The organism is Sodalis sp. RH15, from assembly GCF_047324255.1.
GTDB classification, from domain to species: Bacteria; Pseudomonadota; Gammaproteobacteria; order Enterobacterales; family Enterobacteriaceae; genus Acerihabitans; species Acerihabitans ligni.
In genome coordinates, this window is record NZ_CP178738.1 from 3,509,242 (window position 1) to 3,532,019 (window position 22,778).

The 22,778-nt window shown below is 55.4% G+C and carries 22 protein-coding genes, 1 pseudogene and 1 other annotated feature; of the genes and pseudogenes, 14 read left to right on the forward strand and 9 right to left on the reverse strand.

Annotated features, from left to right (window positions below; all coding sequences use genetic code 11):
• Nucleotides 1-32 precede the first annotated feature (32 nt).
• Nucleotides 33-932, reverse strand: a complete 900-nt coding sequence (rnm, locus tag ACL2XO_RS15995) for an RNase RNM (protein WP_413724571.1) — start codon at nucleotides 930-932, stop codon at nucleotides 33-35.
• Between the two features lie 245 nt (nucleotides 933-1,177).
• Nucleotides 1,178-1,281: a sequence feature (Trp leader region), on the forward strand.
• 24 nt (nucleotides 1,282-1,305) lie between these two features.
• Here rnm and ACL2XO_RS16000 point away from each other — a divergent pair.
• The 6 genes and pseudogenes from ACL2XO_RS16000 to ACL2XO_RS16025 all read left to right on the forward strand — a co-directional run bounded on the left by ACL2XO_RS16000 (nucleotide 1,306) and on the right by ACL2XO_RS16025 (nucleotide 8,267).
• On the forward strand, nucleotides 1,306-2,868 hold the full coding sequence (locus tag ACL2XO_RS16000; protein WP_132921401.1) for an anthranilate synthase component 1: 1,563 nt from the start codon (nucleotides 1,306-1,308) through the stop codon (nucleotides 2,866-2,868).
• Nucleotides 2,868-4,461: pseudogene (gene trpD, locus ACL2XO_RS16005) on the forward strand (bifunctional anthranilate synthase glutamate amidotransferase component TrpG/anthranilate phosphoribosyltransferase TrpD). Before ACL2XO_RS16000 ends, trpD begins: the two are co-directional and overlap by 1 nt.
• A 3-nt stretch (nucleotides 4,462-4,464) precedes the next feature.
• Entirely contained in the window at nucleotides 4,465-5,823 is a 1,359-nt protein-coding gene (trpCF, locus tag ACL2XO_RS16010) for a bifunctional indole-3-glycerol-phosphate synthase TrpC/phosphoribosylanthranilate isomerase TrpF (protein ID WP_413741034.1), read from the forward strand.
• A gap of 33 nt (nucleotides 5,824-5,856) precedes the next feature.
• The gene (gene trpB, locus ACL2XO_RS16015; protein ID WP_132921397.1) at nucleotides 5,857-7,047 is read left to right on the forward strand and encodes a tryptophan synthase subunit beta; all 1,191 of its coding nucleotides are present in this window, start codon (nucleotides 5,857-5,859) and stop codon (nucleotides 7,045-7,047) included.
• Nucleotides 7,047-7,853 (forward strand): tryptophan synthase subunit alpha, encoded by an 807-nt coding sequence (gene trpA, locus ACL2XO_RS16020; protein WP_132921396.1) that lies wholly within the window; start codon nucleotides 7,047-7,049, stop codon nucleotides 7,851-7,853. The genes trpB and trpA overlap by 1 nt, the downstream gene beginning before the upstream one ends.
• A 99-nt stretch (nucleotides 7,854-7,952) precedes the next feature.
• Nucleotides 7,953-8,267, forward strand: a complete 315-nt coding sequence (locus ACL2XO_RS16025) for a BON domain-containing protein (protein ID WP_413741035.1) — start codon at nucleotides 7,953-7,955, stop codon at nucleotides 8,265-8,267.
• A gap of 231 nt (nucleotides 8,268-8,498) precedes the next feature.
• Here the strand turns inward: ACL2XO_RS16025 and ompW are convergent, their stop codons facing one another.
• A complete protein-coding gene (gene ompW, locus ACL2XO_RS16030) occupies nucleotides 8,499-9,134 on the reverse strand; it encodes an outer membrane protein OmpW (protein WP_132921394.1) in 636 nt (211 codons plus the stop codon).
• Between the two features lie 267 nt (nucleotides 9,135-9,401).
• On the opposite strand from ompW, the gene ACL2XO_RS16035 reads away from it, so the two are divergent.
• The 4 genes from ACL2XO_RS16035 to yciA are packed head-to-tail and all read left to right on the forward strand — an operon-like array spanning nucleotide 9,402 to nucleotide 11,678.
• Entirely contained in the window at nucleotides 9,402-9,809 is a 408-nt protein-coding gene (locus ACL2XO_RS16035) for a YkgJ family cysteine cluster protein (RefSeq protein WP_413741036.1), read from the forward strand.
• A 46-nt stretch (nucleotides 9,810-9,855) separates the two neighbouring features.
• Nucleotides 9,856-10,611 (forward strand): YciC family protein, encoded by a 756-nt coding sequence (locus tag ACL2XO_RS16040; protein ID WP_132921392.1) that lies wholly within the window; start codon nucleotides 9,856-9,858, stop codon nucleotides 10,609-10,611.
• 39 nt (nucleotides 10,612-10,650) lie between these two features.
• Complete coding sequence (locus ACL2XO_RS16045) at nucleotides 10,651-11,196, forward strand: septation protein A (RefSeq protein WP_203521270.1); 546 nt, start codon at nucleotides 10,651-10,653, stop codon at nucleotides 11,194-11,196.
• 56 nt (nucleotides 11,197-11,252) lie between these two features.
• On the forward strand, nucleotides 11,253-11,678 hold the full coding sequence (gene yciA, locus ACL2XO_RS16050; protein ID WP_413741037.1) for an acyl-CoA thioester hydrolase YciA: 426 nt from the start codon (nucleotides 11,253-11,255) through the stop codon (nucleotides 11,676-11,678).
• Nucleotides 11,679-11,723: 45 nt separating this feature from the next.
• On the opposite strand, the gene ACL2XO_RS16055 is transcribed toward yciA, so the two are convergent.
• Complete coding sequence (locus ACL2XO_RS16055) at nucleotides 11,724-12,464, reverse strand: TonB family protein (protein ID WP_413724574.1); 741 nt, start codon at nucleotides 12,462-12,464, stop codon at nucleotides 11,724-11,726.
• Between the two features lie 230 nt (nucleotides 12,465-12,694).
• Here ACL2XO_RS16055 and ACL2XO_RS16060 point away from each other — a divergent pair, with 230 nt between their 5' ends.
• Nucleotides 12,695-12,991, forward strand: a complete 297-nt coding sequence (locus ACL2XO_RS16060) for a YciI family protein (RefSeq protein WP_132927729.1) — start codon at nucleotides 12,695-12,697, stop codon at nucleotides 12,989-12,991.
• A 588-nt stretch (nucleotides 12,992-13,579) separates the two neighbouring features.
• Complete coding sequence (locus ACL2XO_RS16065) at nucleotides 13,580-13,822, forward strand: hypothetical protein (RefSeq protein ID WP_413741038.1); 243 nt, start codon at nucleotides 13,580-13,582, stop codon at nucleotides 13,820-13,822.
• A gap of 102 nt (nucleotides 13,823-13,924) precedes the next feature.
• Here the strand turns inward: ACL2XO_RS16065 and ACL2XO_RS16070 are convergent, their stop codons facing one another.
• Nucleotides 13,925-14,101, reverse strand: coding sequence for a YciY family protein (locus tag ACL2XO_RS16070; RefSeq protein ID WP_132921387.1), 177 nt, complete (start codon nucleotides 14,099-14,101; stop codon nucleotides 13,925-13,927).
• Between the two features lie 196 nt (nucleotides 14,102-14,297).
• Between ACL2XO_RS16070 and cls the strand changes: the two genes are divergently transcribed.
• Together cls and ACL2XO_RS16080 are read left to right on the forward strand one after the other, a co-directional pair.
• The gene (gene cls, locus ACL2XO_RS16075) at nucleotides 14,298-15,758 is read left to right on the forward strand and encodes a cardiolipin synthase (RefSeq protein ID WP_132921386.1); all 1,461 of its coding nucleotides are present in this window, start codon (nucleotides 14,298-14,300) and stop codon (nucleotides 15,756-15,758) included.
• Nucleotides 15,759-15,794: 36 nt separating this feature from the next.
• Nucleotides 15,795-16,118 (forward strand): HI1450 family dsDNA-mimic protein, encoded by a 324-nt coding sequence (locus tag ACL2XO_RS16080; protein WP_132921385.1) that lies wholly within the window; start codon nucleotides 15,795-15,797, stop codon nucleotides 16,116-16,118.
• 87 nt (nucleotides 16,119-16,205) lie between these two features.
• Here the strand turns inward: ACL2XO_RS16080 and oppF are convergent, their stop codons facing one another.
• From oppF to oppA, 5 genes are all read right to left on the reverse strand, one after another.
• A complete protein-coding gene (oppF, locus tag ACL2XO_RS16085; RefSeq protein WP_132921383.1) occupies nucleotides 16,206-17,222 on the reverse strand; it encodes a murein tripeptide/oligopeptide ABC transporter ATP binding protein OppF in 1,017 nt (338 codons plus the stop codon).
• Complete coding sequence (locus ACL2XO_RS16090) at nucleotides 17,219-18,238, reverse strand: ABC transporter ATP-binding protein (RefSeq protein ID WP_413743071.1); 1,020 nt, start codon at nucleotides 18,236-18,238, stop codon at nucleotides 17,219-17,221. Before ACL2XO_RS16090 ends, oppF begins: the two co-directional genes overlap by 4 nt.
• A gap of 17 nt (nucleotides 18,239-18,255) precedes the next feature.
• Nucleotides 18,256-19,164, reverse strand: a complete 909-nt coding sequence (gene oppC, locus ACL2XO_RS16095; RefSeq protein WP_132921381.1) for an oligopeptide ABC transporter permease OppC — start codon at nucleotides 19,162-19,164, stop codon at nucleotides 18,256-18,258.
• Between the two features lie 16 nt (nucleotides 19,165-19,180).
• Complete coding sequence (gene oppB / locus ACL2XO_RS16100) at nucleotides 19,181-20,101, reverse strand: oligopeptide ABC transporter permease OppB (protein ID WP_132921380.1); 921 nt, start codon at nucleotides 20,099-20,101, stop codon at nucleotides 19,181-19,183.
• Nucleotides 20,102-20,201: 100 nt separating this feature from the next.
• Nucleotides 20,202-21,839 (reverse strand): oligopeptide ABC transporter substrate-binding protein OppA, encoded by a 1,638-nt coding sequence (gene oppA, locus ACL2XO_RS16105; protein WP_413724577.1) that lies wholly within the window; start codon nucleotides 21,837-21,839, stop codon nucleotides 20,202-20,204.
• Between the last annotated feature and the right edge of the window lie 939 nt (nucleotides 21,840-22,778).

A 22,778-nucleotide genomic window follows, 5' to 3' on the forward strand; every position in this document is an offset into this window, starting at 1 on the left:
GGGATAATCCCCGGCAAACCCTGTTTATCCTTTTAAAATAACGACGGCTGGATGGCACTCTGCGTCGGCCAGTCCCGCCATATCGGCTCGACTCCCCCCGGGAGCCAGAGCTTACGCCCCAATTCAATCCAGGCACAGGGCATATGGAAATCCGACCCCTGGGAACCCAGCAACTGCCGTTCACGGGCGTACCCGGCCAGCAATATCCTTTCCTGCAAAGACTGTTGGCAAGAAGCAACCTCCATACCGTCGCCGCCCGCGGCCACAAAATGATCCAGCAAACGCTTGAGCCATTTGGCGGAAAGCTGATACCGGCCAGGGTGAGCCACCACCGTCTGCCCTCCCGCCTGCCGAACGGCGTCCACGGCCTCCTCGATAGTACACCACCGCGACGGCGTATAGCCGGGATTCCCTTTCGACAGGTATTTTTTGAACACCGCGGCCAGATTATCGGCCTTGCCGATACTCACCAGATAACGGGCAAAGTGCCCGCGGGTAATCACCCCCTCGCCGGCAAACGCCCGGGCCCCCTCCCAGGCGCCGGAAATTCCGGCGTGCTCCAGGCGCTGGGCAATGATCATGGCCCGCTCCAGGCGTTTTTCCCGCTGGGCCGCCAACAGCGCGGTCATGGCCGGATGGGCGGCGTCCACGCCCAGTCCGACGATATGGATTTCATGGTTTTGCCACAGAGTGGAAATTTCCACTCCCGGTATCAGCATCAGCGGCAGGGATTGCCGGATAATAGCCTGACCCGCCGCCGCCACGCCTGCCAGGGTATCGTGATCGGTAATCGCCAGCACATCCACTCCCATGGCAACCGCACGCTCCACCAGCGCCTCCGGCGCGAGCATACCGTCCGAGGCGGTAGTATGGCTGTGCAGGTCATATAGAGTGAGCAACGATGATTTTGCACCCAACGGTTTATCAGTCAAAAAATTACCTTCAAAATAGAGATCCTATAGCTTTAAAATTGCAGCCAACACAGCCGCAAGACAAAAGGTGACGGGTACAACGGCCATTGCATGTCCCTATCATAGCGTTTATCGCCCATGAATCGAACAGGTAAGATTATTTACCGATTTTAAGCAACGGTTGTTGACATTTCATTGCTGAACTAGTTTACTAGTACATATTCAATCTAAGCGAGAATCTGATGATGATGTCCAATATGTTTATGCTTCGCTGGTGGCGCACCTCCCTGTAGCGGGCGGTGTAATCATGCGTAGCTGTCATCAGACAGAGCAAGATCCCGAAAGCCCGCCCACAAGCGGGCTTTTTTATGGGCGAAAAACAGGAAAACGAACAATGCAAACCATGCGACCACCATTGGAACTCTTACAGGCAACGGCCGCCTACCGGGATGATCCCACCGCGATGTTCAACCATCTTTGCGGCGCGCGTCCCGCCACCTTACTGCTCGAATCGGCCGAAATCGACAGCAAGCGCAATCTCAAAAGCCTGATGGTACTGGACAGCGCCATGCGCATCTCCGCCCTGGGCCGGCAGGTGACCATCCAGGCGCTCACCGCCAACGGAGCGGCGCTGCTGCCGCTGCTGGATGCCGCATTGCCCGCCGAGGTCCTGGTTCGCGCGCATCCCAACGGCCGCGAACTGACATTCCCAGCGGCGGAAAACCACATGGACGAAGACGCCCGCTTGCGCGCCCTGTCGGTGTTTGATTGCCTGCGCCTGCTGCTGACGCTGGTGCAGGTTCCCGAGGATCGGCCGGAAGCCCTGTTTCTCGGCGGCCTGTTCGCCTACGACCTGGTGGCGGGTTTTGAATCCCTCCCAGAGGTGCGCCAGGATCAGCGCTGTCCGGATTTCTGTTTTTACCTGGCGGAAACCTTGCTTATTCTCGATCACCAGCGCCAGTCCTGCCAAATCCAGGCCAGCCTGTTTTGTCCCTCCGCCGGCGAGAAACAGCGTCTGCAGGCCCGACTTGAGCAACTGCAGCACCAGCTTCAACAGGTGCCGGGCCCCATCCCCCATCAAACCATCGACAGCATGACGCTGGAATGCAACCAGAGCGATGAGGAATTTTGCCGGGTGGTGGAAAAAATGCAGCAGGCGATCCGCGAAGGGGAAATTTTCCAGGTGGTGCCTTCCCGCCGGTTCTCGCTGCCCTGCCCGTCGCCGCTGGCGGCCTACCACACACTAAAAGAGCACAATCCCAGTCCCTATATGTTCTTTATGCAGGACGATGAATTCACCGTGTTCGGCGCATCGCCGGAAAGCTCTTTGAAATACGACGCGGCGAACCGGCAAATTGAAATCTATCCCATCGCCGGTACCCGCCCCCGCGGCCGGAAACCGGACGGTCAGCTTGATGCCGATCTCGACAGCCGCATCGAACTGGAGATGCGGTCCGATCATAAAGAGCTGGCGGAACACCTGATGCTGGTGGATCTGGCGCGCAACGACCTGGCGCGGATTTGCGAAGCCGGCAGCCGCTATGTCGCCGATTTGACCAAAGTGGATCGCTATTCGTTTGTTATGCATCTGGTGTCCCGGGTGGTGGGAACCCTGCGGGGAGACCTGGATGCGCTGCACGCCTACCGCGCCTGCATGAATATGGGCACCCTGAGCGGCGCGCCGAAGGTGCGCGCCATGCAGCTTATCGCCGAAGCCGAAGGCACCCGTCGCGGCAGCTACGGCGGCGCTATCGGCTATTTCACCGGCCAGGGGGTACTGGATACCTGCATCGTTATCCGCTCCGCCTACGTTGAGGACGGCATAGCCACCGTCCAGGCGGGCGCCGGCGTGGTGCTGGATTCCGTCCCCCAGGCCGAAGCCGACGAAAGCCGCAATAAAGCCCGCGCCGTGCTGCGCGCCATTGCTACCGCACATCATGCCCGGGAGGTGTTCTGATGGCCGATATCCTGCTGCTCGATAATATCGATTCCTTCACCTACAATCTGGTGGATCAACTGCGCGCCGCCGGTCACCGGGTCATGGTTTACCGCAACCAGCTGCCGGCGCAAACCATCATCGAACGGCTGCAACTGATGGATAATCCTATCCTGGTGCTTTCTCCCGGCCCCGGCGCGCCGGCCAATGCCGGCTGCATGCCGCAGTTGCTCAAGCAGCTGCGCGGCCGGTTACCCATCATCGGTATCTGCCTCGGCCATCAGGCTATCGTCGAAACCTATGGCGGACACGTGGGACAAGCGGGAGAGATCCTGCACGGCAAAGCGTCCCTTATCGAACATGATGGACTGGGCATGTTCGCCGGCATGCCGAACCCGCTGCCGGTAGCCCGCTATCATTCGCTGGTGGGCAGCGAAATCCCGGCCGGGCTGACGGTCAACGCCCATTTCAACCAAATGGTGATGGCGGTACGCCACGACGCCGATCGCGTCTGCGGATTCCAGTTCCATCCCGAATCCATTTTAACCACCCAGGGTGCGCGTTTGCTGAACCAGACGCTGGACTGGGCGTTGGCTTAATTGTAAGGAAACCGCCATGCAACAGATTTTTGACAAACTCTTTCGGGCCGAGCGCATCAGCCGTGATGAAAGCCAACGGCTTTTCAGCGCGATTATCCAGGGACAGCTGGAACCCGCACAGCTGGCGGCGGCGCTGATCAGCATGAAAATACGCGGCGAACATCCCGATGAAATCGCCGGCGCCGCCGGCGCTTTACTGGCGGACGCCATGGCATTTCCCCGGCCTGACTATCCGTTTGCCGATATCGTCGGCACCGGCGGCGATGGCTCCAACAGCATCAATATCTCCACCGCCAGCGCCTTTGTCGCCGCCGCCTGCGGCGCCAGGGTGGCCAAACACGGCAATCGCAGCGTCTCCAGCCGCTCGGGTTCGTCGGATTTGCTGGCGGCGTTCGGTATCCGTCTGGATATGCCGGCGGAGCAATCCCGCCAGGCCTTGGATGAGCTGGGGGTCTGCTTTCTATACGCGCCGCAATACCACACCGGTTTCCGTTACGCCATGCCGGTCCGCCAGCAACTGAAAACCCGCACGTTGTTCAACGTGCTGGGGCCGCTCATCAATCCAGCCCGTCCGCCGCTGGCGCTGATCGGCGTTTACAGCCCCGAACTGGTGCTGCCCATTGCCGAAACCCTGCGGGTGCTCGGCTATGAACGCGCGGCGGTAGTACACGGCGGCGGTATGGATGAGGTGGCGCTGCACGCGCCGACCCAGGTGGCGGAACTGAACCATGGCGAGATTAGCCGCTATGAACTGACGCCGGAGGATTTCGGCTTGCAAAGCCAGCCGGTGGAAGCGCTGCTGGGCGGCTCGCCGGAAGAAAACCGTGACATTCTGGCACGGTTGTTACAAGGTAAAGGCGAGCCGGCCCATGAAGCCGCCGTCGCCGCCAATGTGGCCCTGCTGCTAAAATTATTCGGACGGGAGGATCTTCGCGAGAATACCCGGCAGGCATTGACGGCGATCCGCAGCGGCGGCGCCTACGAATTGGTAACCGCTTTGGCGGCTAGAGGATAAAACATGCAGGATACGGTACTGGCGAAAATCGTCGCCGATAAAAAAATCTGGATCGCAGACCGTAAGCAGCAACAGCCATTATCCGCGTTCCGCGATGAGGTTAAGCCCAGCAGCCGCAGCTTTTACCATGCTCTGCAAGGCTCGCGGACGGTCTTTATACTGGAATGCAAAAAAGCGTCGCCGTCCAAGGGACTTATCCGGGCCGATTTCGATCCGGCGGCCATCGCCGGCATCTATAAGCATTACGCGTCGGCCATCTCGGTCCTTACCGACGAGAAGTATTTTCAGGGCAGTTTTGACTTTCTGCGCCAGATAAGCGACGTGGTGACGCAGCCGGTGTTATGCAAGGATTTTATCATCGATCCTTACCAGATCTACCTGGCCCGCTACCACCAGGCGGACGCCATTTTGCTGATGCTGTCGGTTCTCGATGACGACAGCTACCGCCAACTGGCCGCGGTGGCCCACAGCCTGGAGATGGGGGTGCTCACCGAAGCCATCAGCGAAGAGGAGTGCCGCCGCGCCGTGGCCCTCGGCGCCAAGGTGGTGGGAATCAATAACCGCGACCTGCGGGATTTATCCATCGACTTGAACCGTACCCGCACCCTGGCGCCGAAACTTCCCGGCGGCATCACGGTTATCAGCGAATCAGGCATTACCTCCTATCGGCATGTCCGGGAGTTGAGCCATTTCGCCAACGGCTTTCTTATCGGCAGCGCATTGATGTCCGAACCGGATCTGGACAGCGCCGTGCGCCGTGTGCTGCTGGGTGAAAACAAGGTTTGCGGACTGACCCGGCCCCAGGATGCCCGGGCGGCCCTGGATGCCGGCGCCCTGTACGGCGGACTGATTTTCGTGGACGCCTCCCCGCGCCGGGTGGATATGGAACGCGCCCGTACCGTGATCGCCGGCGCGCCGCTGCGGTATGTGGGAGTCTTTCGCGACGCCGATATCGGCGAAGTGGCACAAACCGCTGCCGCGCTGGGACTTTACGCCGTGCAGCTGCACGGCAGCGAAGACCAGGATTATATCACCGCCCTGCGCGGCCGCTTGCCCGCCGCCTGCCGGATTTGGAAAGCGCTGGACATGCGGAAGCACTCGCCCGCCAGGGACTTTACCGGCGTCGATCGCTACCTGCTGGACAATGGCGGCGGCAGCGGCCAGCGGTTCGACTGGTCGTTGCTGGCGGGGCAAACCCTGGACAACGTCATGCTGGCGGGAGGGCTGGCGGCGGATAACTGTGTGGCCGCCGCGCAGCTGGGCTGTGTGGGACTGGATTTCAACTCCGGCGTCGAAAGCGCGCCCGGGCTAAAGGATCATCATAAACTGGCCACGGTATTTCAGACGCTTCGCGCCTATTAATTCCCGGTCCGTATCATTAAGAGACATGAAAGCATGACACTACTTAACCCCTATTTTGGCGAATTCGGCGGCATGTACGTACCGCAAATCCTGGTACCGGCCCTCTTGCAGCTGGAAGAAGCCTTTGTCAGCGCCCAAAGCGACCCGGTATTCCAGGCTGAATTCAACGACCTGCTGACCAATTACGCCGGCCGGCCGACGCCGTTGACCCTGTGCCGCAATCTCACCGCCGGCACCAAAACCAAGCTCTATCTCAAGCGGGAAGATCTGCTTCACGGCGGCGCCCATAAAACCAACCAGGTGCTGGGCCAGGCGTTGCTGGCCAAACGCATGGGCAAAACCGAAATCATCGCCGAAACCGGCGCCGGCCAGCATGGGGTGGCCTCCGCCCTGGCATCGGCGCTGCTGGGCCTGAAATGCCGGATTTACATGGGCGCCAAGGATATCGAGCGTCAGTCGCCGAACGTGTTCCGCATGCGGCTGATGGGCGCGGAAGTGATCCCGGTACACAGCGGCTCCTCCACCCTTAAGGATGCCTGTAACGAGGCCCTGCGCGACTGGTCCGGCAGCTATGAGAAAGCGCATTATATGCTGGGGACCGCCGCCGGCCCGCATCCTTATCCCACCATCGTGCGTGAATTCCAGCGCATGATAGGCGAAGAGACCAAGCAGCAAATGCGCGAGCGGGAAAGCTGCCTGCCGGATGCGGTGCTGGCCTGCGTCGGCGGCGGTTCCAACGCCATCGGCATGTTCGCCGACTTTATTGATGAACCCTCGGTACGCCTAATCGGCGTTGAACCCGGCGGCCTGGGTATCGAAACCGGACAGCACGGCGCCTCTCTCAAGCACGGCCGGCTGGGCATCTACTTCGGCATGAAATCGCCGATGATGCAATCGTCCGATGGGCAAATCGAAGAGTCCTACTCCATATCCGCCGGCCTGGATTTCCCCTCGGTGGGGCCGCAGCACGCCTACCTCAACAGCATCGGCCGGGCGGAATATGTCTCCGTTACCGATGATGAAGCGCTGGAAGCGTTCAAAGAGTTGTCACGCCATGAAGGGATTATTCCGGCGCTGGAATCGTCCCATGCCCTGGCACATGCTCTAAAGATGATCAAGGCGGAACCGGAGAAAGAGCAAATTCTGGTGGTGAACCTTTCCGGGCGCGGCGATAAGGATATTTTTACCGTTCACGATATTTTGAAAGCGCGAGGAGAGATCTAATGGAACGCTATGAGCAGTTATTCGCCGCGCTGCAAAGCCGCAAAGAGGGCGCTTTTGTGCCGTTCGTCACCCTTGGCGATCCCTCCCCCCGCCAGTCGCTCAGCATTATCGACACGCTGATTGAGGCGGGCGCCGACGCGCTTGAGCTGGGCATCCCCTTCTCCGATCCGCTGGCGGACGGTCCCACTATCCAGAACGCCAATCTGCGGGCATTTAGCGCCGGCGTCACGCCGGACCAGTGTTTCGACATGCTGGCGGCCATCCGTCGCAAATACGCCGATATTCCCATCGGACTGCTGATGTATGCCAATCTGGTGTTCAATAAAGGCATCGACACCTTTTATGCCCGCTGCGAACAGGTGGGCGTCGATTCGGTGCTGGTGGCGGACGTCCCGTTGGAAGAGAGCCTGCCGTTTCGCACCGCCGCCCTGCGGCACGGCGTGGCGCCGATTTTTATCTGTCCGCCGAACGCCGATGCGGGCCTGCTGCGTGAAATCGCCTCTCACGGCCGCGCTTATACCTACCTGCTGTCCCGCGCCGGCGTCACCGGCAGCGAAAACCGCGGCCATGTTCCCCTTGAACATCTGGTAAATACCCTCAAAGAGTATCACGGGGCGCCGGCGCTGCAGGGCTTTGGCATCGCCGAACCCGCGCAGGTGCGGGAAGCGCTGGCGGCGGGGGCCGCGGGGGCTATCTCCGGTTCGGCCATCGTAAAAATCATCGAGCGCAATACCGGCGATCCGACGGCTATGCTTGATGAACTCAGCACCTTTGTACGGGAAATGAAAGCGGCGACGCGCGGCTGAGGTTGAAAATACTCATTTTATCGGTAACACTCTGATGGCCGCGTAGAGATACCGGCCTTAACACCGGCAATAAACGGATAAAAATACCGAGGAGCTAAAATGAGAACCTTCAAAATGCTTTCCGCCTTTGCCCTTAGCGCCGTATTGGCGACATCGGTCATTAGCTGCGCCCCTACCCCGAAATCCGAAAGCACCGGCGGCTATATCGACGACACCGTGATAACCACCAAGGTGAAATCGGAACTGCTGCGGGACGACGAAGTCGCGTCCCGCAATATCCACGTGGATACCTATAAAGGACGGGTGCAGTTAAGCGGTTTCGCCGGTTCATCGCGAGAGGCCAGCCGCGCCATCTCCATTGCCCGCGGCGTGCCGGGGGTAAGGGAAGTGGAAAATCACATCAGTATAAAATAGGCTTAAGGGTCGCGGCTGAGCGCCATGTCATGGCAAGCCCGACGCACGTCGGGCTGAAACCCGTGCCCGGTCGGAACAGGATGCTAGATCGTAAACACGCCGTGAATCCGTCCATGGAGGCTCGATCCGCGCCGTCCTGGCGCGGGCGGTTTACTCTTCTAGCATCCTGCCCCGCCCCAGAAACTCCGAGCAAGTTTGCAAAAAACCTGACCAGCGGAATAGCACGCCACGCTAAAACCGATACCCCACCGCGAACATAAATACCCACGGATTGATATCGGTATGAATCGACTGCTGCTCTTCGCCGGCCTTGAACCGCACTTTCGTATCGATATCCATATACCACACCGACATATTGATCAGCCAATTGTCATTCAGGTTGTAATCCAGCCCTGCCTGGCCGGCTATCCCCCAGGAATCCTTAAGGCTAAGATCGCTTAATCCCGCATCACGTCCGGTTTGATTGAATTTTTCATCGAAAAACGTAGTGTAATTCAGACCTACGCCGATATAGGGCCGTAATTTATCCTGCGCCTCGCCAAAATAGTATTGCGCCATCAAGCTGGGAGGCAGCTGTCTTACCGAGGCGATATCACCGGTGCTGTTCAGGCCCACCTTATGGCGAAACGGCGTCGCCGCCAGCAGTTCCACCCCGATATTATCGGTGGCCATATAGGTAAATGTCAGTCCGAGCTGGGTATTATTATCAATATTGAATCCCCCCAGTCCCAACACGTTATCGGAACTCTCCGTCGGCCGCACCGTAGCGGAACCTGCCCGGACGATGAAATCCCCCGCCTGCTGAGCCGACACCGCCGTTGAAAACAGAACGCCCGCCAATGCCGCGCCAATAACTGTTCTTTTCATGCCCCTCTCCTTATTGATATTTTGCTTTTAGGTCGCAAAATTGATCCACATGACAATAAACACTATGCCACGGCAGCGGGTCCGTTTGCGTTGAAGTGTATTTAACTACTTTTATATCAATTCGTTAATGCATCTTGGATTGATCCATATCAATTCAAAGTGATTGATTATAAAAAAAGCGACATTAGAGAAATTCCATTGATTTCCCGGCGTACGATGGGTAGTTTCAGTTCAGGCTTGTAACGGCGGGAGCGGGCATTAAACACCATGCGCGAAAGTGACAATCCTTGTATGAATTGCGGCGCCTGCTGCGCCTGGTTCCGTGTGTCCTTTTATTGGGCGGAGGGGGACGACGGCGGCGGCATCGTTCCCCATGAGCTCACCGAACCCCTCACGCCGTTCCTGCGCTGCATGGCGGGCACCAACGACAAAAAACCGCGCTGCCGCGCATTGGCCGGCGAAGTAGGCTCCTCGGTGCATTGCTCCGTTTATGCCGCAAGACCTTCCCCTTGCCGGGAATTTATCCGGACCGGCGAACAAGGCCAGGCCAACGACGCCTGCGATCGCGCCAGAGCCGCCTACGGCTTGCCGCCCCTGCCGTTAAACGCACCGGGCCGGCCGCTGAAAAACGAAACTCGCACGGATATGACCGCGGGGTGCCAACGGTCGGATTAACGGGTAGAATACCGACCTAATCAGAATGTTTTGCCAAGGAGTCGTCATGCCAATTATGGCAAGTACCTTATACCGTGATATGTTGAATTTCACCCGCAATCAATTCGTCAGTATTGTGCTATTGGCACTGCTGACGGCGCTGATAAGCGTCTCGTTGGGTCACGCCTTATCACCGAATACCGATCAATTGCTGGTTCTCAACGGGGAAGGTACGGCAGCTACGGATACGGCCAATATGAGTTTGCAGGAGTTGGTGCAGCAAATGACGCCGGAACAGCAACGGGTATTGCTCAGGGCTTCCGCCGCCGGCACCTTTGCCGGCCTGGTGGGCAACGTCATACTGGCCGGGGCGTTATTAACCATGATTCGGCTGGTATCCAACCGGCAGCCCACCAGCGTGCTTCGGGCGGTGGGCCTTTCCGTGCCGATTCTTCCCCGTCTGTTATTATTAATCTTTATCACCACGCTGTTGGTGCAATTGGGACTATTGTTAATAGTGATACCCGGCATCCTGCTGGCTATTGCTTTCAGCCTGGCGCCTGTCATTGCCGCCAGCGAGAATCTGGGGGTATTTAAGTCCATGCGACTGAGTAGTAAACTGGCGTTTGCCAATCTTCGCCTGATTACGCCGGCGGTGCTGGTTTGGCTGCTGGCCAAAGCCGCGGTATTGGTTCTGGCGGCGCAATTTACCCAGGTATCATCTCTGGTTGCGGCGGTACTGCTTAATGGATTAAGTAATATTATCTCCGCCTTGTTGCTCATTTATTTGTATCGTCTGTATATGCTGCTGCGTCAGGCATAACGCGCGGCCAGACCCATTTAATCAACCACGGATTTGTCTATGAAGCAGTTTCTCGATTTTCTGCCGTTAGTGGTTTTTTTCGTCGTTTATAAACTGTACGACATTTATATCGCTTCCGGGGCGCTGATTGCCGCCTCTGCACTGGTATTGGCTTTTACCTGGATCAGATATCGCAAAGTTGAAAAAGTGACGTTGCTAACCTTCATTCTGGTGGCTATTTTCGGCTCCCTGACCATGTATTATCACAATGCCGAATTTATAAAATGGAAGGTGACGGTCATTTACAGCCTATTCGCCATCGCGCTGCTGGTGAGCCAGTTCGTTATGGGAAAACCGCTGATACAGCGCATGCTGGGCAAGGAGATGACGCTGCCGCCCCAGGTATGGAATAACCTGAATGTGGCATGGGCGCTGTTTTTTATCGCCTGCGGCGCGCTGAATATCTATATCGCCTTCTGGCTGCCGCAAAATGTCTGGGTTAATTTCAAGGTATTCGGCCTGACCGGTCTGACGCTGCTGTTTACCCTGCTGAGCGGCGTTTATGTCTATCGTCATATGACGGAAGATCAAAAAGATCCCCATTAATGCCTTAAAGTCGGTCTGCATACTGTGGGCCGCTTTTTTTAATAGCGGAAAGCACGATGAGCGAAAAACCGGTTTTACCCAGCGGCGAGCTGGTGCTGCGAACCTTGGCGATGCCTGCCGATACGAATGCCAACGGTGATATTTTCGGCGGCTGGCTTATGTCGCAGATGGATATGGGCGGGGCCATCCTGGCGAAAGAAATCGCCGAGGGCCGCGTGGTGACGGTAAAGGTGGACGGCATGACCTTCCTGAAACCGGTGGCGGTGGGGGATGTTATTTGCTGTTATGCCCGCTGTACGCGTACCGGCACCAGTTCGCTGAACATCAATGTGGAAGTGTGGGTGAAAAAAGTCTCGTCCGAACCCATCGGCCAGCGATATCGCGCCACCGAGGCGGCATTTACCTACGTGGCGGTGGACCCGGAAGGCAAAGCCCGCCCCCTGCCCGACGGCAAACGCCATTATCTGCCGGATGAAATCTGATTAGATTGGGCCGCCGCCGGCGGCCTGTACTTATCGGCTGCGACCTCAGTTATCGCCGCTTTCGATGCCCGACAGTTTAAACACAATGGTCATATTGACATTTTTACCCGGCCTTCCGCTTTGATAACGCCATCTGCGCGTTACTTCCTTGATGCCTCTTTCGAACATATTGGGGGGCGATGCTGAAATAATGCGCAGATTTTCCACCTGTCCGTCTGAATTGACATCAAACTGAATCTGCACCCGCCCTTCAATCCCCAATGCCCTGGCGCGATCGGGATAGTCGGGATCTTGCCGGTTCAAGGCAACCGGCCCGGTATCGGCCTTGGACTCGGAGCGCGCCGGCGCGGCGGCCGGGGGAGTTACCGACCTCACCGGCGTCTCGCTGGCGGCTACCGGCGAAGGCGACTCTTTTTGCAAAACCGGGTCCTTGTGAAGACGTGGCTTTGCTTCCTTTTTGATAACCGGCCTGGGCTTAGGCTTGGGTTTCGGCAACTGCACCGGCGCCGGCGGTTCCGCAACGGGTTCGGGCTTTGGTTCGGGTTCAGGTTCAGGGGCCGGCTTCGGAGGCTCCACCGGCTGGGGCTGGGGCGGCTCAGGCACAGGCGGGGCCGGCGCGACAACCGGCTGCGGGGCCGGGGCCACCAGCGTGACGCTCATCGGCTGTTCAACGGCGATGGACGGAGAGATCCGATTGATGGAAGCGTAGAGCAAACCCGCCACCAGAGAGGTATGCAGCCCCACGGAAACGACATACGGCCACATAAATCGACGAGTGGTTTTCAAAATAGTTAACGCCATCTCAACTAAAGTTATCCTATAGAGCGAAGTTTAAATGCAAATGACAATCATATTCAATAACTCATATCAACGTCTTGGCTGATTGACGTCAAAAAATATCTTTTAGCCCGTTCTGGCGGTGGATTTTCCCCGGGAGAAATTTTTCATTGCGCTCATGACCCCTTTGTCATAACGTGAATCACTTTGTAAAAGCCTATTCGATGGGAGTATTAATCGTGCTCTATGTTATTTATGCTGAAGATGTCGCCGATTCCCTGGAAAAACGTCTGTCCGTCCGACCCACCCACGTGGCGCGGTTGCAAATATTGCGCGACCAGGGCCGTTTACTCACCGCGGGCGCGCTGCCGACGATAGACAGTAACGATCCGGGCGCCGCCGGTTTCAGCGGTTCCGTCATAATAGCCGAATTCGACTCGCTGGAGATGGCCCAAGCCTGGGCTGATGCCGATCCTTATGTTGCCGCCGGCGTCTATAATAACGTGTCGGTAAAACCTTACCGTAAAACCTTCTGAAAACAGCCCGTTTACACTCTTATGTCACCTGCGGGAGCGGGATTAAAACACCCTCCCGGGGGTGTGAAAGCATCTTAAATAAACCAGCGGCTAAAAGCATTATTAAAACTTAACTATTTCGCGAGAAAATCTTCTTTATCGTAGAAATATTTATCGCTTTTCATCTTTCAAAAAGAGAGACTGCCGGCTTATATGGCCAATACCTCCATATTATCAGCAACTTGATGAATAGAAAGAATATTCCCGCAAAGTAAAACGCCGATTATTGAACAAACGACTGCTTTTGAAATGGTTTAATGGATATTAATAATTTGCTGAACATTTCACTAATATGACACTTGAATATTTTCTTGTTCCCACCCGAAAATAAGAAATGCCCCCGTTAGGAAAAATGGCTAGGATATTCATTTAGGAATTATCTTAGTACAAAAAATAAACAACCACGAATCAGTGCGTTGACCCCGCTTTTAGCATGATCGACTGAAAAAAACCATATACCATAGCGGCTTACGATTTGTCTGCGACGCGAATATCTAATACCTTGTAATGGCTGTACTCCCTTTGAGTTTCTAACCATAGGAGGTAATTATGTCCAGGAAAATCTTAGCGGCACTACTCGTGTTGTATGCCGCCGGCACCACCACAGCGATGGCGGCGGGTGCAGCGGGAACGGCCGATGCGGCGACGCAAAGCGCATCCGGTCCCGCGACCACCGCCGACGCCGGGTTTGTTTCCGGATCGGTAGCCGTGGTAGCATCGGCCAGCGATCCGGAAGGAGGAACCGGTACATCAACATCGACATCCACCTCCACCACCACTTCAACCAGGTAATTCGCCTGGAAATGGTATGGAGGACCTGGCGAGAAGATGAAAGGATCTCAGCTAGCGCAAACCGGCCTAAAGCCGGTTTTTTTTGTCCACCTGCACCGCGGGTTATAGTCCGCTGGTCATTGAAAAGAGCAACGAGCGGCGCTGCTTCTTAAGCTGGAGATGCCCCAAACGGGTCAGATGACGATAAGTGCGGGACTGTGCTTCCACCCACTGGCTCCGACGACGCTGCGCTTGCCTTAACATACGCCAACGGCTGACTTCATTTCTGCTTCTTTTCATGCACGAACCGGCTCTACCGACCTCTACCGACGATGATTAAGAGCCGCCATTATAGCCTTTTCTGTGGGTTAGCCAAGCCGCCCGATCCCCTGCTGCGGGAGAGAAGAGGCAGCGCCCGGTTTAAAAGAATTTCCTCTTTTCGTCCCTTATGCGTACACTCAGGTTTCAAGCATTGCGAACAGGATTTTTCGCCCTTATGGCAACTCTTTATAATGTAATCAATTGGCTACTGGTGTTCGGCTACTGGTTACTAGTAGCGGGTGTCACCCTGCGGGTATTAATGAAACGCCGGGCGGTTCCGTCCGCAATGGCCTGGCTGCTGGTGATTTACATTCTTCCCCTGGTGGGAATAATCGCCTATTTACTGTTCGGCGAACTGAATCTCGGCAAACGCCGCGCCGAACGCGCCAAGGCCATGTGGCCCTCCACGGCTAAATGGATGCAAGACCTCAAACAATGCAAACGGATTTTTGCCACCGAAAACAGCGAAGTGGCGCGGTCTTTGTTTCAGCTGTGCGAACTTCGCCAGGGCATGGGCGGTCTTAAAGGCAATCAATTGCAACTGCTGACCGGCACCGACGATACGTTGAAAGCCTTGATCAAGGATATCGGGCTGGCGCAAAACAATATCGAGATGATGTTTTACATCTGGCAAGCCGGCGGCCTGGTGGATCAGGTGGCGGAGGCATTGATGGCGGCCGCGCGGCGAGGAGTCAGCTGCCGGGTGATGCTGGACTCCGCCGGCAGCGTGAAATTTTTCCGCAGCCCTTATCCGGCCATGATGCGCCAGGCGGGGGTGGAGGTGGTGGAAACCCTGCACGTCAGCATACTGCGGGTGTTCCTGCGCCGTATGGATTTGCGCCAGCACCGCAAAATGATACTTATCGACAATTATATTTCCTATACCGGCAGCATGAACATGGTGGATCCCCGCTTTTTCAAGCAGGACGCGGGGGTTGGACAGTGGATAGACCTGATGGCCCGGATGGAGGGACCGGTCACCACCGCAATGGGCATCATTTTTTCCTGTGACTGGGAAATTGAAACCGGAAAACGCATCCTGCCGCCGCCGCCGGATGTGAATATCATGCCGTTTGAGCAGGCCACCGGGCATACCATTCAGGTTATCGCTTCCGGTCCCGGTTTTCCCGACGGGGTTATTCACCAGGCGCTGCTGACCTCCATCTATGCCTCGCGCCAGCAGCTCATCATGACTACGCCCTATCTGGTGCCCAGCGACGATCTGCTGCACGCCATATGCACCGCCGCGCAGCGGGGCGTCGATGTGCATATCGTTGTGCCCCGTTATAACGACTCGATGCTGGTGGGCTGGGCCAGCCGTGCCTTCTTTGCCGAGCTGCTTGAGGCGGGAGTGAATATTCATCAATTTGAAGGCGGACTGTTGCATACTAAAAGCGTGCTGGTAGATGGGCAGTTAAGCCTGGTGGGCACGGTGAACCTGGACATGCGCAGCTTATGGCTGAATTTTGAAATCACTCTGGTGATTGATGATGACGACTTCGGCAGCGACCTGGCGCGAGTGCAGGAGGATTATATCGCCCGCTCCCGGTTGATAGATCCGGCGAAATGGGCTCAGCGGCCCTACTGGCAGCGGATTATCGAGCGTCTGTTCTACTTTTTCAGTCCGCTGCTGTAATGTGACCGGCGGCGGCGAAACACTAAGGGACACAGCATGGATTTGGATAATCGCCTGACGGATGACGAGGTCATTGAACAGGCATACGATATTTTTCTCGAGCTGGCGACGGACAATCTAGACCCGGCGGACGTACTGTTGTTCAATCTGCAGTTTGAACAGCGCGGGGCGGCGGAATTATTCGACCCTTCCGAGCAGTGGCACGAGCAGGTGGATTTCGACCTGAATCCGGACTTTTTCGCCGAGGTGGTCATCGGACTGGCGGAGCAGGACGGCATGCCGGTTAACGATATCTTCGCCCGCATGCTGCTGTGCCGCGACCGTTCGGAAAAGATTTGCCATATTATATGGAAGGAGTAGCGGGCCGATAGCCCGCTGGACAGCCCCTCGGTTCAAAGTTCGGTGTTGGCAGGCCTAGCGCGCTGTGCGTTTCGGTGATAACGCACCCTACTCCGCCAACTGGCTGATATCCACCTTGATGCAGGAGCAGGCGTGGCGAAAACTCCCCTGCAGTATCGGCCGGGTGACGGCGCACTCCTCGCTGGCGATGGGACAGCGGGTGCGGAACACGCAGCCTGAAGGCGGGTTGATGGGGGACGGCAAATCTCCTTCCAGCAGCTGAATCTTTTTGTTGCGTTCCTTATCGGGATCCGGAATCGGCACCGCCGACATCAGCGCTTTGGTGTAGGGATGCTGCGGATTATTGTAAACCTGGTCATAGGTGCCCAACTCCACCGCATGTCCCAGGTACATCACCAGCACCCGATCGGAAATATGCTTCACCACCGCCAGATCGTGAGCGATAAAAATCAGCGACAGCCCCATTTCCCGCTGCAGCTGCTGCAATAAATTCACTACCTGCGCCTGGATGGATACATCCAGCGCCGAGACCGGCTCATCGCAAATCACCAGCTTCGGTTCGAGTATCAATGCCCGCGCGATGCCGATACGCTGGCATTGTCCGCCGGAAAATTCATGGGGGTAACGGTTGATGAGATTGGGCAGCAAACCCACTTTCATCATCATGCTGCGGACCTTCTCCTTCACTTCCAGCCGCGGCATCTTGGGATGATAGGTATGCAAAGGCTCGGCGATTATCTCGCCGATGGTCATTCGCGGATTGAGCGAAGCCAGGGGATCTTGGAAAATCATCTGTATATTGCTGCGGGTATCGCGCCATTCGGCGTTGGTCAGGTCCTGCAATTCTTTACCGAGCCAGGCGATGCGGCCGCTGGTGGATTTAACCAGCCCGATCAGCGCCCGGGCAAAAGTGGATTTACCGCAGCCGGATTCCCCCACCACCCCGAGGGTTTCCCCTTCGTACAGGCGCAGGGAAACCCCATCCACCGCCTTTAGGTGTTTAACCGGCTGCCAAAACCACTGCTTATCCCCCTTCACATCGAAATACACTTTCAGGTTATCGACGTCGAGGATCACTTTTCTGTTTTCGTCCAGGGCATTCATGCCAGTTCCTCCGCAGGCTTGTAGCAGGCACGGATACGGTCATCGCCAAAAGGTTCGAGGGCGGGCATGGTTGAGCAGATATCCATGGCAAAAGGGCAACGCGGCTGAAAGGGGCACCCTTTAGGCAACCGCAGCAGATTGGGAGGATTACCGGGGATGGTTACCATCATTGAGGAACCATCGGCATCCAGGCGCGGCACCGCCGCCAGCAGTCCGATGGAATAGGGATGGCTCGGCCGGTAAAAAATATCCGCGGACCGGCCATACTCCATAGTGCGGCCGGCATACATCACCAGCACCCGATCACAAATACCGGCCACCACGCCCAAATCGTGGGTAATCATGATAATGGCGGTATTGAATTCACGCTTGAGATCGTTAAGCAGCGTCATTATCTGCGCCTGCACCGTCACATCCAGAGCAGTGGTGGGCTCATCGGCAATCAGCAGCTTGGGACGGCACATGAGGGCCATGGCGATCATTACCCGCTGGCGCATCCCGCCGGAAAATTCATGGGGGTACATGCGCATCCGTTTGCGGGCCTCGGGCATTTTCACCGCGTCCAGCATGCGCACCGATTCTTCGAATGCTTCATGTTTACCCATCTTTTTATGCAGCATCAGGACTTCCATCAGCTGCTCACCCACCCGCATATAAGGGTTCAGCGACGTCATGGGGTCCTGGAAAATCATGGAAATTTCTTCGGCGCGCAGCTTATTGAGCTGTTTCTCCGGCAGGTTGAGAATTTCACGCCCGTTGAAAGCGGCAGACCCGCCGATACGGCCGTTTGCGGCCAGCAACCCCATCAGGGCAAAGGCGGTTTGGGATTTGCCCGAGCCGGACTCCCCCACAATGCCCAAGGTTTCCCCGGCGCGCAGGGTAAAATTCAGGTCGTTGACCGCGGTAACATCTCCGTCGGAGGTGGCGAAGGTCACCCTTAAGTCCCGCACATCCAGCAATACCGGCTCTTTTGCTCCCGCCGCGGGCCCACGGGCCGGCGTGGAATTATCAATCATGCTCATCACGGCGCTCCTTAACGATCTTTCGGGTCGAGGGCATCACGCAGACCGTCGCCGATAAAATTAAAACAAAACAGGGTAATCACCAGGAACAGCGCGGGAAACAGCAGCAGCCACGGCGAAACTTCCATTGAATTGGCGCCGTCGCTAAGCAACGCCCCCCAGCTGCTTAAGGGTTCCTGCGTGCCCAGCCCGAGGAAACTGAGAAACGACTCGAACAGAATCATGCTGGGCACCAGCAACGAGGCGTAAACCACCACGACCCCGAGCACATTGGGGACGATGTGACGCAAAATGATATTGCGGGAAGAGACGCCGCTGACCACCGCCGCCTCGATGAATTCCTTGCGCTTGAGGCTCAGGGTCTGTCCGCGCACGATACGCGCCATGTCCAGCCAGGACACCATGCCGATGGCAATAAAGATCAGGAAGATATTCTGGCCGAAAAACGTCACCAGCAGGATCACGAAAAACATAAACGGGAAGGAATTGAGTATTTCCAGCAGACGCATCATCACCGAATCGATTTTACCGCCAAGATACCCTGACATGGCGCCGTAAAGCGTCCCCAGCACCACCGCCACCAACGCGGCCGCAATACCCACCATCAGTGAAATCCGGCCGCCGATGGCGACCCGCACCAATAAATCCCGTCCCGATGAATCAGTACCGAAATAGTGGGCGGACTCCACGCTCGGCGCGCTCGACATCATGCCCCAGTCGGTATCGTCATAGGCAAACTGCGACAAAGACGGCGCCAGGGCGACAAATAAAACAATGAACAGCAAAACGATGAGACTGGTTAATGCCGCTTTATTATGTATAAAGCGCCGGCGGGCGTCCTGCCAAAGGCTGCGCCCCTCCACTTCCAGTGCTTCGCTGAATTTCTCCAGAGCCTCGCTGTTTTTATTATTTACCATCATAAAGCGTGCTCCAGCATCAATAGCGTATTTTAGGATCGATGACCGCGTACAATACATCGACAATGGCGTTAAAAAGAATGGTCAGGGTCCCCACCAGAATGGTGAGACTCAGCACCAATGAATAGTCGCGATTCAGCGCGCCGTTGACGAACAGTTGGCCGATGCCCGGCAGGCCATAAATGGTTTCAATGACCATAGAGCCGGTGATGATACCGACAAACGCCGGTCCCATATAAGAAATCACCGGCAGCAGGGCCGGCTTCAAGGCATGGCTGAGGATAATCCGCCGCATGGGCAGGCCTTTGGCCCGGGCGGTGCGGATAAAGTTGGAATGCAATACTTCGATCATCGAACCGCGGGTAATACGCGCTATGCTGGCAATATAGGCCAGGGACAACGCAATCATCGGTAACAGTATAAATTTGGGTCCGCCGCCGTTCCAGCCGCCCGCCGGTAGCCATTTCAGCGTAATGGCGAAAATCAGCACCAATAGCGGAGCCACCACAAAACTGGGAATAACCACCCCGGTCATGGCGAAACCCATGGCCAGATAGTCCCATTTGGTATTTTGCCGCAGCGCCGCCATCACCCCGGCAAACACGCCCAGCACCATGGCCATGATGAAGGCCGCCAGCCCCAGCTTGGCCGAAACCGGAAACGAATTTGCCACCAGGTCGTTGACGGAATAATCCTTATATTTGAACGAAGGGCCGAAATCGCCATGGGCCAGTTGCAGTAAATAGTCGCCATACTGCTTCATTATGGGATCGTTAAGATGGTATCTGGCTTCTATATTGGCCATGACTTCCGGCGGCAGGCTGCGTTCGCCGGTAAACGGACTGCCGGGCGCCAGCCGCATCATAAAAAACGAAATGGTGATCAAAATAAACAGCGTCGGGATCGCTTCCAGAAACCGGCGAATAATAAACTTTAACATTACTAATACCTATGACATACATTTAATGCCGTTCGGACTGAACAGGAAAAACAGGGCAAGGCTTATACGGCCCTGCCCTGTTTACGTCCCAAAATTTTTCTTAATGCTTGATAATATACAGATCTTTCACGTACACATTATCCAGCGGATCTTTACCGGTATAACCGCCGACATAAGGTTTCACCAAACGGGCGTTCACATAATAATATACCGGGACAATAGCAGAATCTTTGTCCAGTTGCTGTTCGGCCTGCTGATAAATTTCGCTGCGCTCGTTTTCCGACTTCGCCGTTATCGCGCTGGCAATCAGCTTATCGAAAGCCGGATTTGAATAATGCGCGGTATTACTGGAACCGTTGGTCAACATAATGTTCAGGAAGCTGGTGGGCTCGTTATAGTCAGCGCACCATCCGGCACGGGAGACATCAAACGTTCCCTGATGACGGGTCTCCAGGAAGGTTTTCCATTCCTGGTTTTCCAATTTGACATCAACGCCAATGTTTTTCTTCCAGATGGAGGCAACGGCAATGGCCAGCTTCTTGTGCAAATCGGAAGTATTGTATAACAGATCGAATGTCAGCGGCTTGTCTTTGGTGTAACCGGCTTCCGCTAACAGTTTACGTGCTTCTGCGTTGCGTTTTTCCTGCGACCAGCCAAACCACTCCGGCGGCGTCAATTTGGCGCCGTCGGTATAAGGCGGGGTAAAACCAAACGCCGGCAGGTCGCCCTGGGCCTTGACCTTATTAACAATGATATCGCGATCCAGGCCCAATTTCAGCGCGGTACGAACACGCACATCAGTAAACGGCGCTTTTTGGTTATTGATTTCATAATAATAAGTGCAGAGATAGGGATCCACATGCACTTCTTTAGGAATATCGTGTTTCAGTTTCTGGAACAGTTCGATAGGCAGATTGTTATACGACATGTCGGATTCGCCGGAGCGATAACGGTTGACGTCGGTCACTTCCGAGGAAATCGGCAGATAGGTCACCTGATTGATAACCGTTTTGCTGTTGTCCCAGTATTGTGGATTTCGTTCCAGCACGATATGTTCATTGACGACCCAGTCCTTTAATTTATAGGCGCCGTTGCCCACCCAGTTAGCCGGCTGGGTCCATTTATCACCGAATTTTTCCACCACTTTTTGCGGTACCGGCGACATGGACGGGTGGGTCAGCAATTTGGGGAAATAAGGCACGGGCTCGCTGAGATCGACTTCCAGCGTATTGGCGTCAATCGCTTTCACACCCAAGGTATCGGGTTGCATTTTGCCGGTGATGATATCGTCAATATTAACGATATGGGCATACTGGGGATAACTTTCATACGGGGACGCCGTTTTCGGGTCCGCCAAACGCCGCCAGCTATAGACAAAATCCTGCGCCGTCACCGGCGAGCCGTCGGACCATTTTGCGTCTTTGCGCAAATGGAATATCCAGACCTTGGAATCCTTGGTTTCCCAGCTTTCCGCCACACCCGGCTGCGGATGGCCTTGCAGGTCGCTAATGACCAATCCTTCCAGCAAATCGCGATTGACATTGGCTTCCGGCACCCCTTCAATCTTATGGGGATCCAGTGATTGCAGTTCGGCGCCGTTTCCACGTACCAATTCCTGTTTGTCACTCAAGGTGACGCCGGCGGGTACCACCGCCGCGAAAGAAGTACCTACGGACACCACTCCCAGGGCGGCGATAATACCTGCTGCCAATAGAGTTCTTTTCGTGATGTTGGTCATTATTAATGCACTCCAGTTTTTTATTATTGCATGACGCATTTTCAGCTGTCTGCAGATTCCCGATGAACGGGTATGGGCACTCCTCGGCCAATTACGGCGAACGAAACCGCAAGGTAAAGAAGCGATATTCCTTATTCATTGAATCTATATGGGAAACAAGCCGGCGTAAGGCTGGCAAAAAAATTGATACGGCGGAACGCAGATTCGGAAAGAAGTTATTTGCTATCATAATCAAATCAAGAAATGTCGACCTTGCTTCAAAAAACATAATCAAATTATTGATTGTTACAATAAAACACATCAGGGCAATAAATGACCTGGAAAGAGAATAAATCCCTAATGATTCATGAATTAACACTAATAACATCTGTACCGCATCGTGACAAGTGGCTTTGTGAGATAGTCTAAAAAAAAATCGCCACGGGTTTTAGCCTGCATTGCATCCCGCTGAATATTCGACGTTTTCACTTAATTTATCCGGCTAATAGACTAATTGAGCATTTAATAATCTATGCCGCTTTTGGGTGCGATTTATCAGCATTGGAGCAACATTTGCTCTACGGCGAGGCGTCCGAAAAACGCAGGGCGTGCTCCAGCGCTGTTACTCATCATCATTTATCTGTACAGTAGTGCTCTTGGCCGCGCCATGGGAGCATATGGATTGTTGAGCTGCCGCTTCTGCCCCGGCGCCGTTCCTTCACCTTTAATTTTACCGCTATACTTTTTGACATTATTCATATTGTGCCGTTGCTTTATAACCCGTAACCTAAGCAGCAAGTAAAATTTTTGCTGTTATTTGCAAATAGAATGTTAATGGAATGCGGATTACATTGGCACGGCATTTCATCCCTTAACGAGACTGTAGTGAAATTGTAACCTTTGCTCCAAATTGTCGTTGCTGAAAGGAGTCAGCATGAATAAAATGTGATTTGAATCACA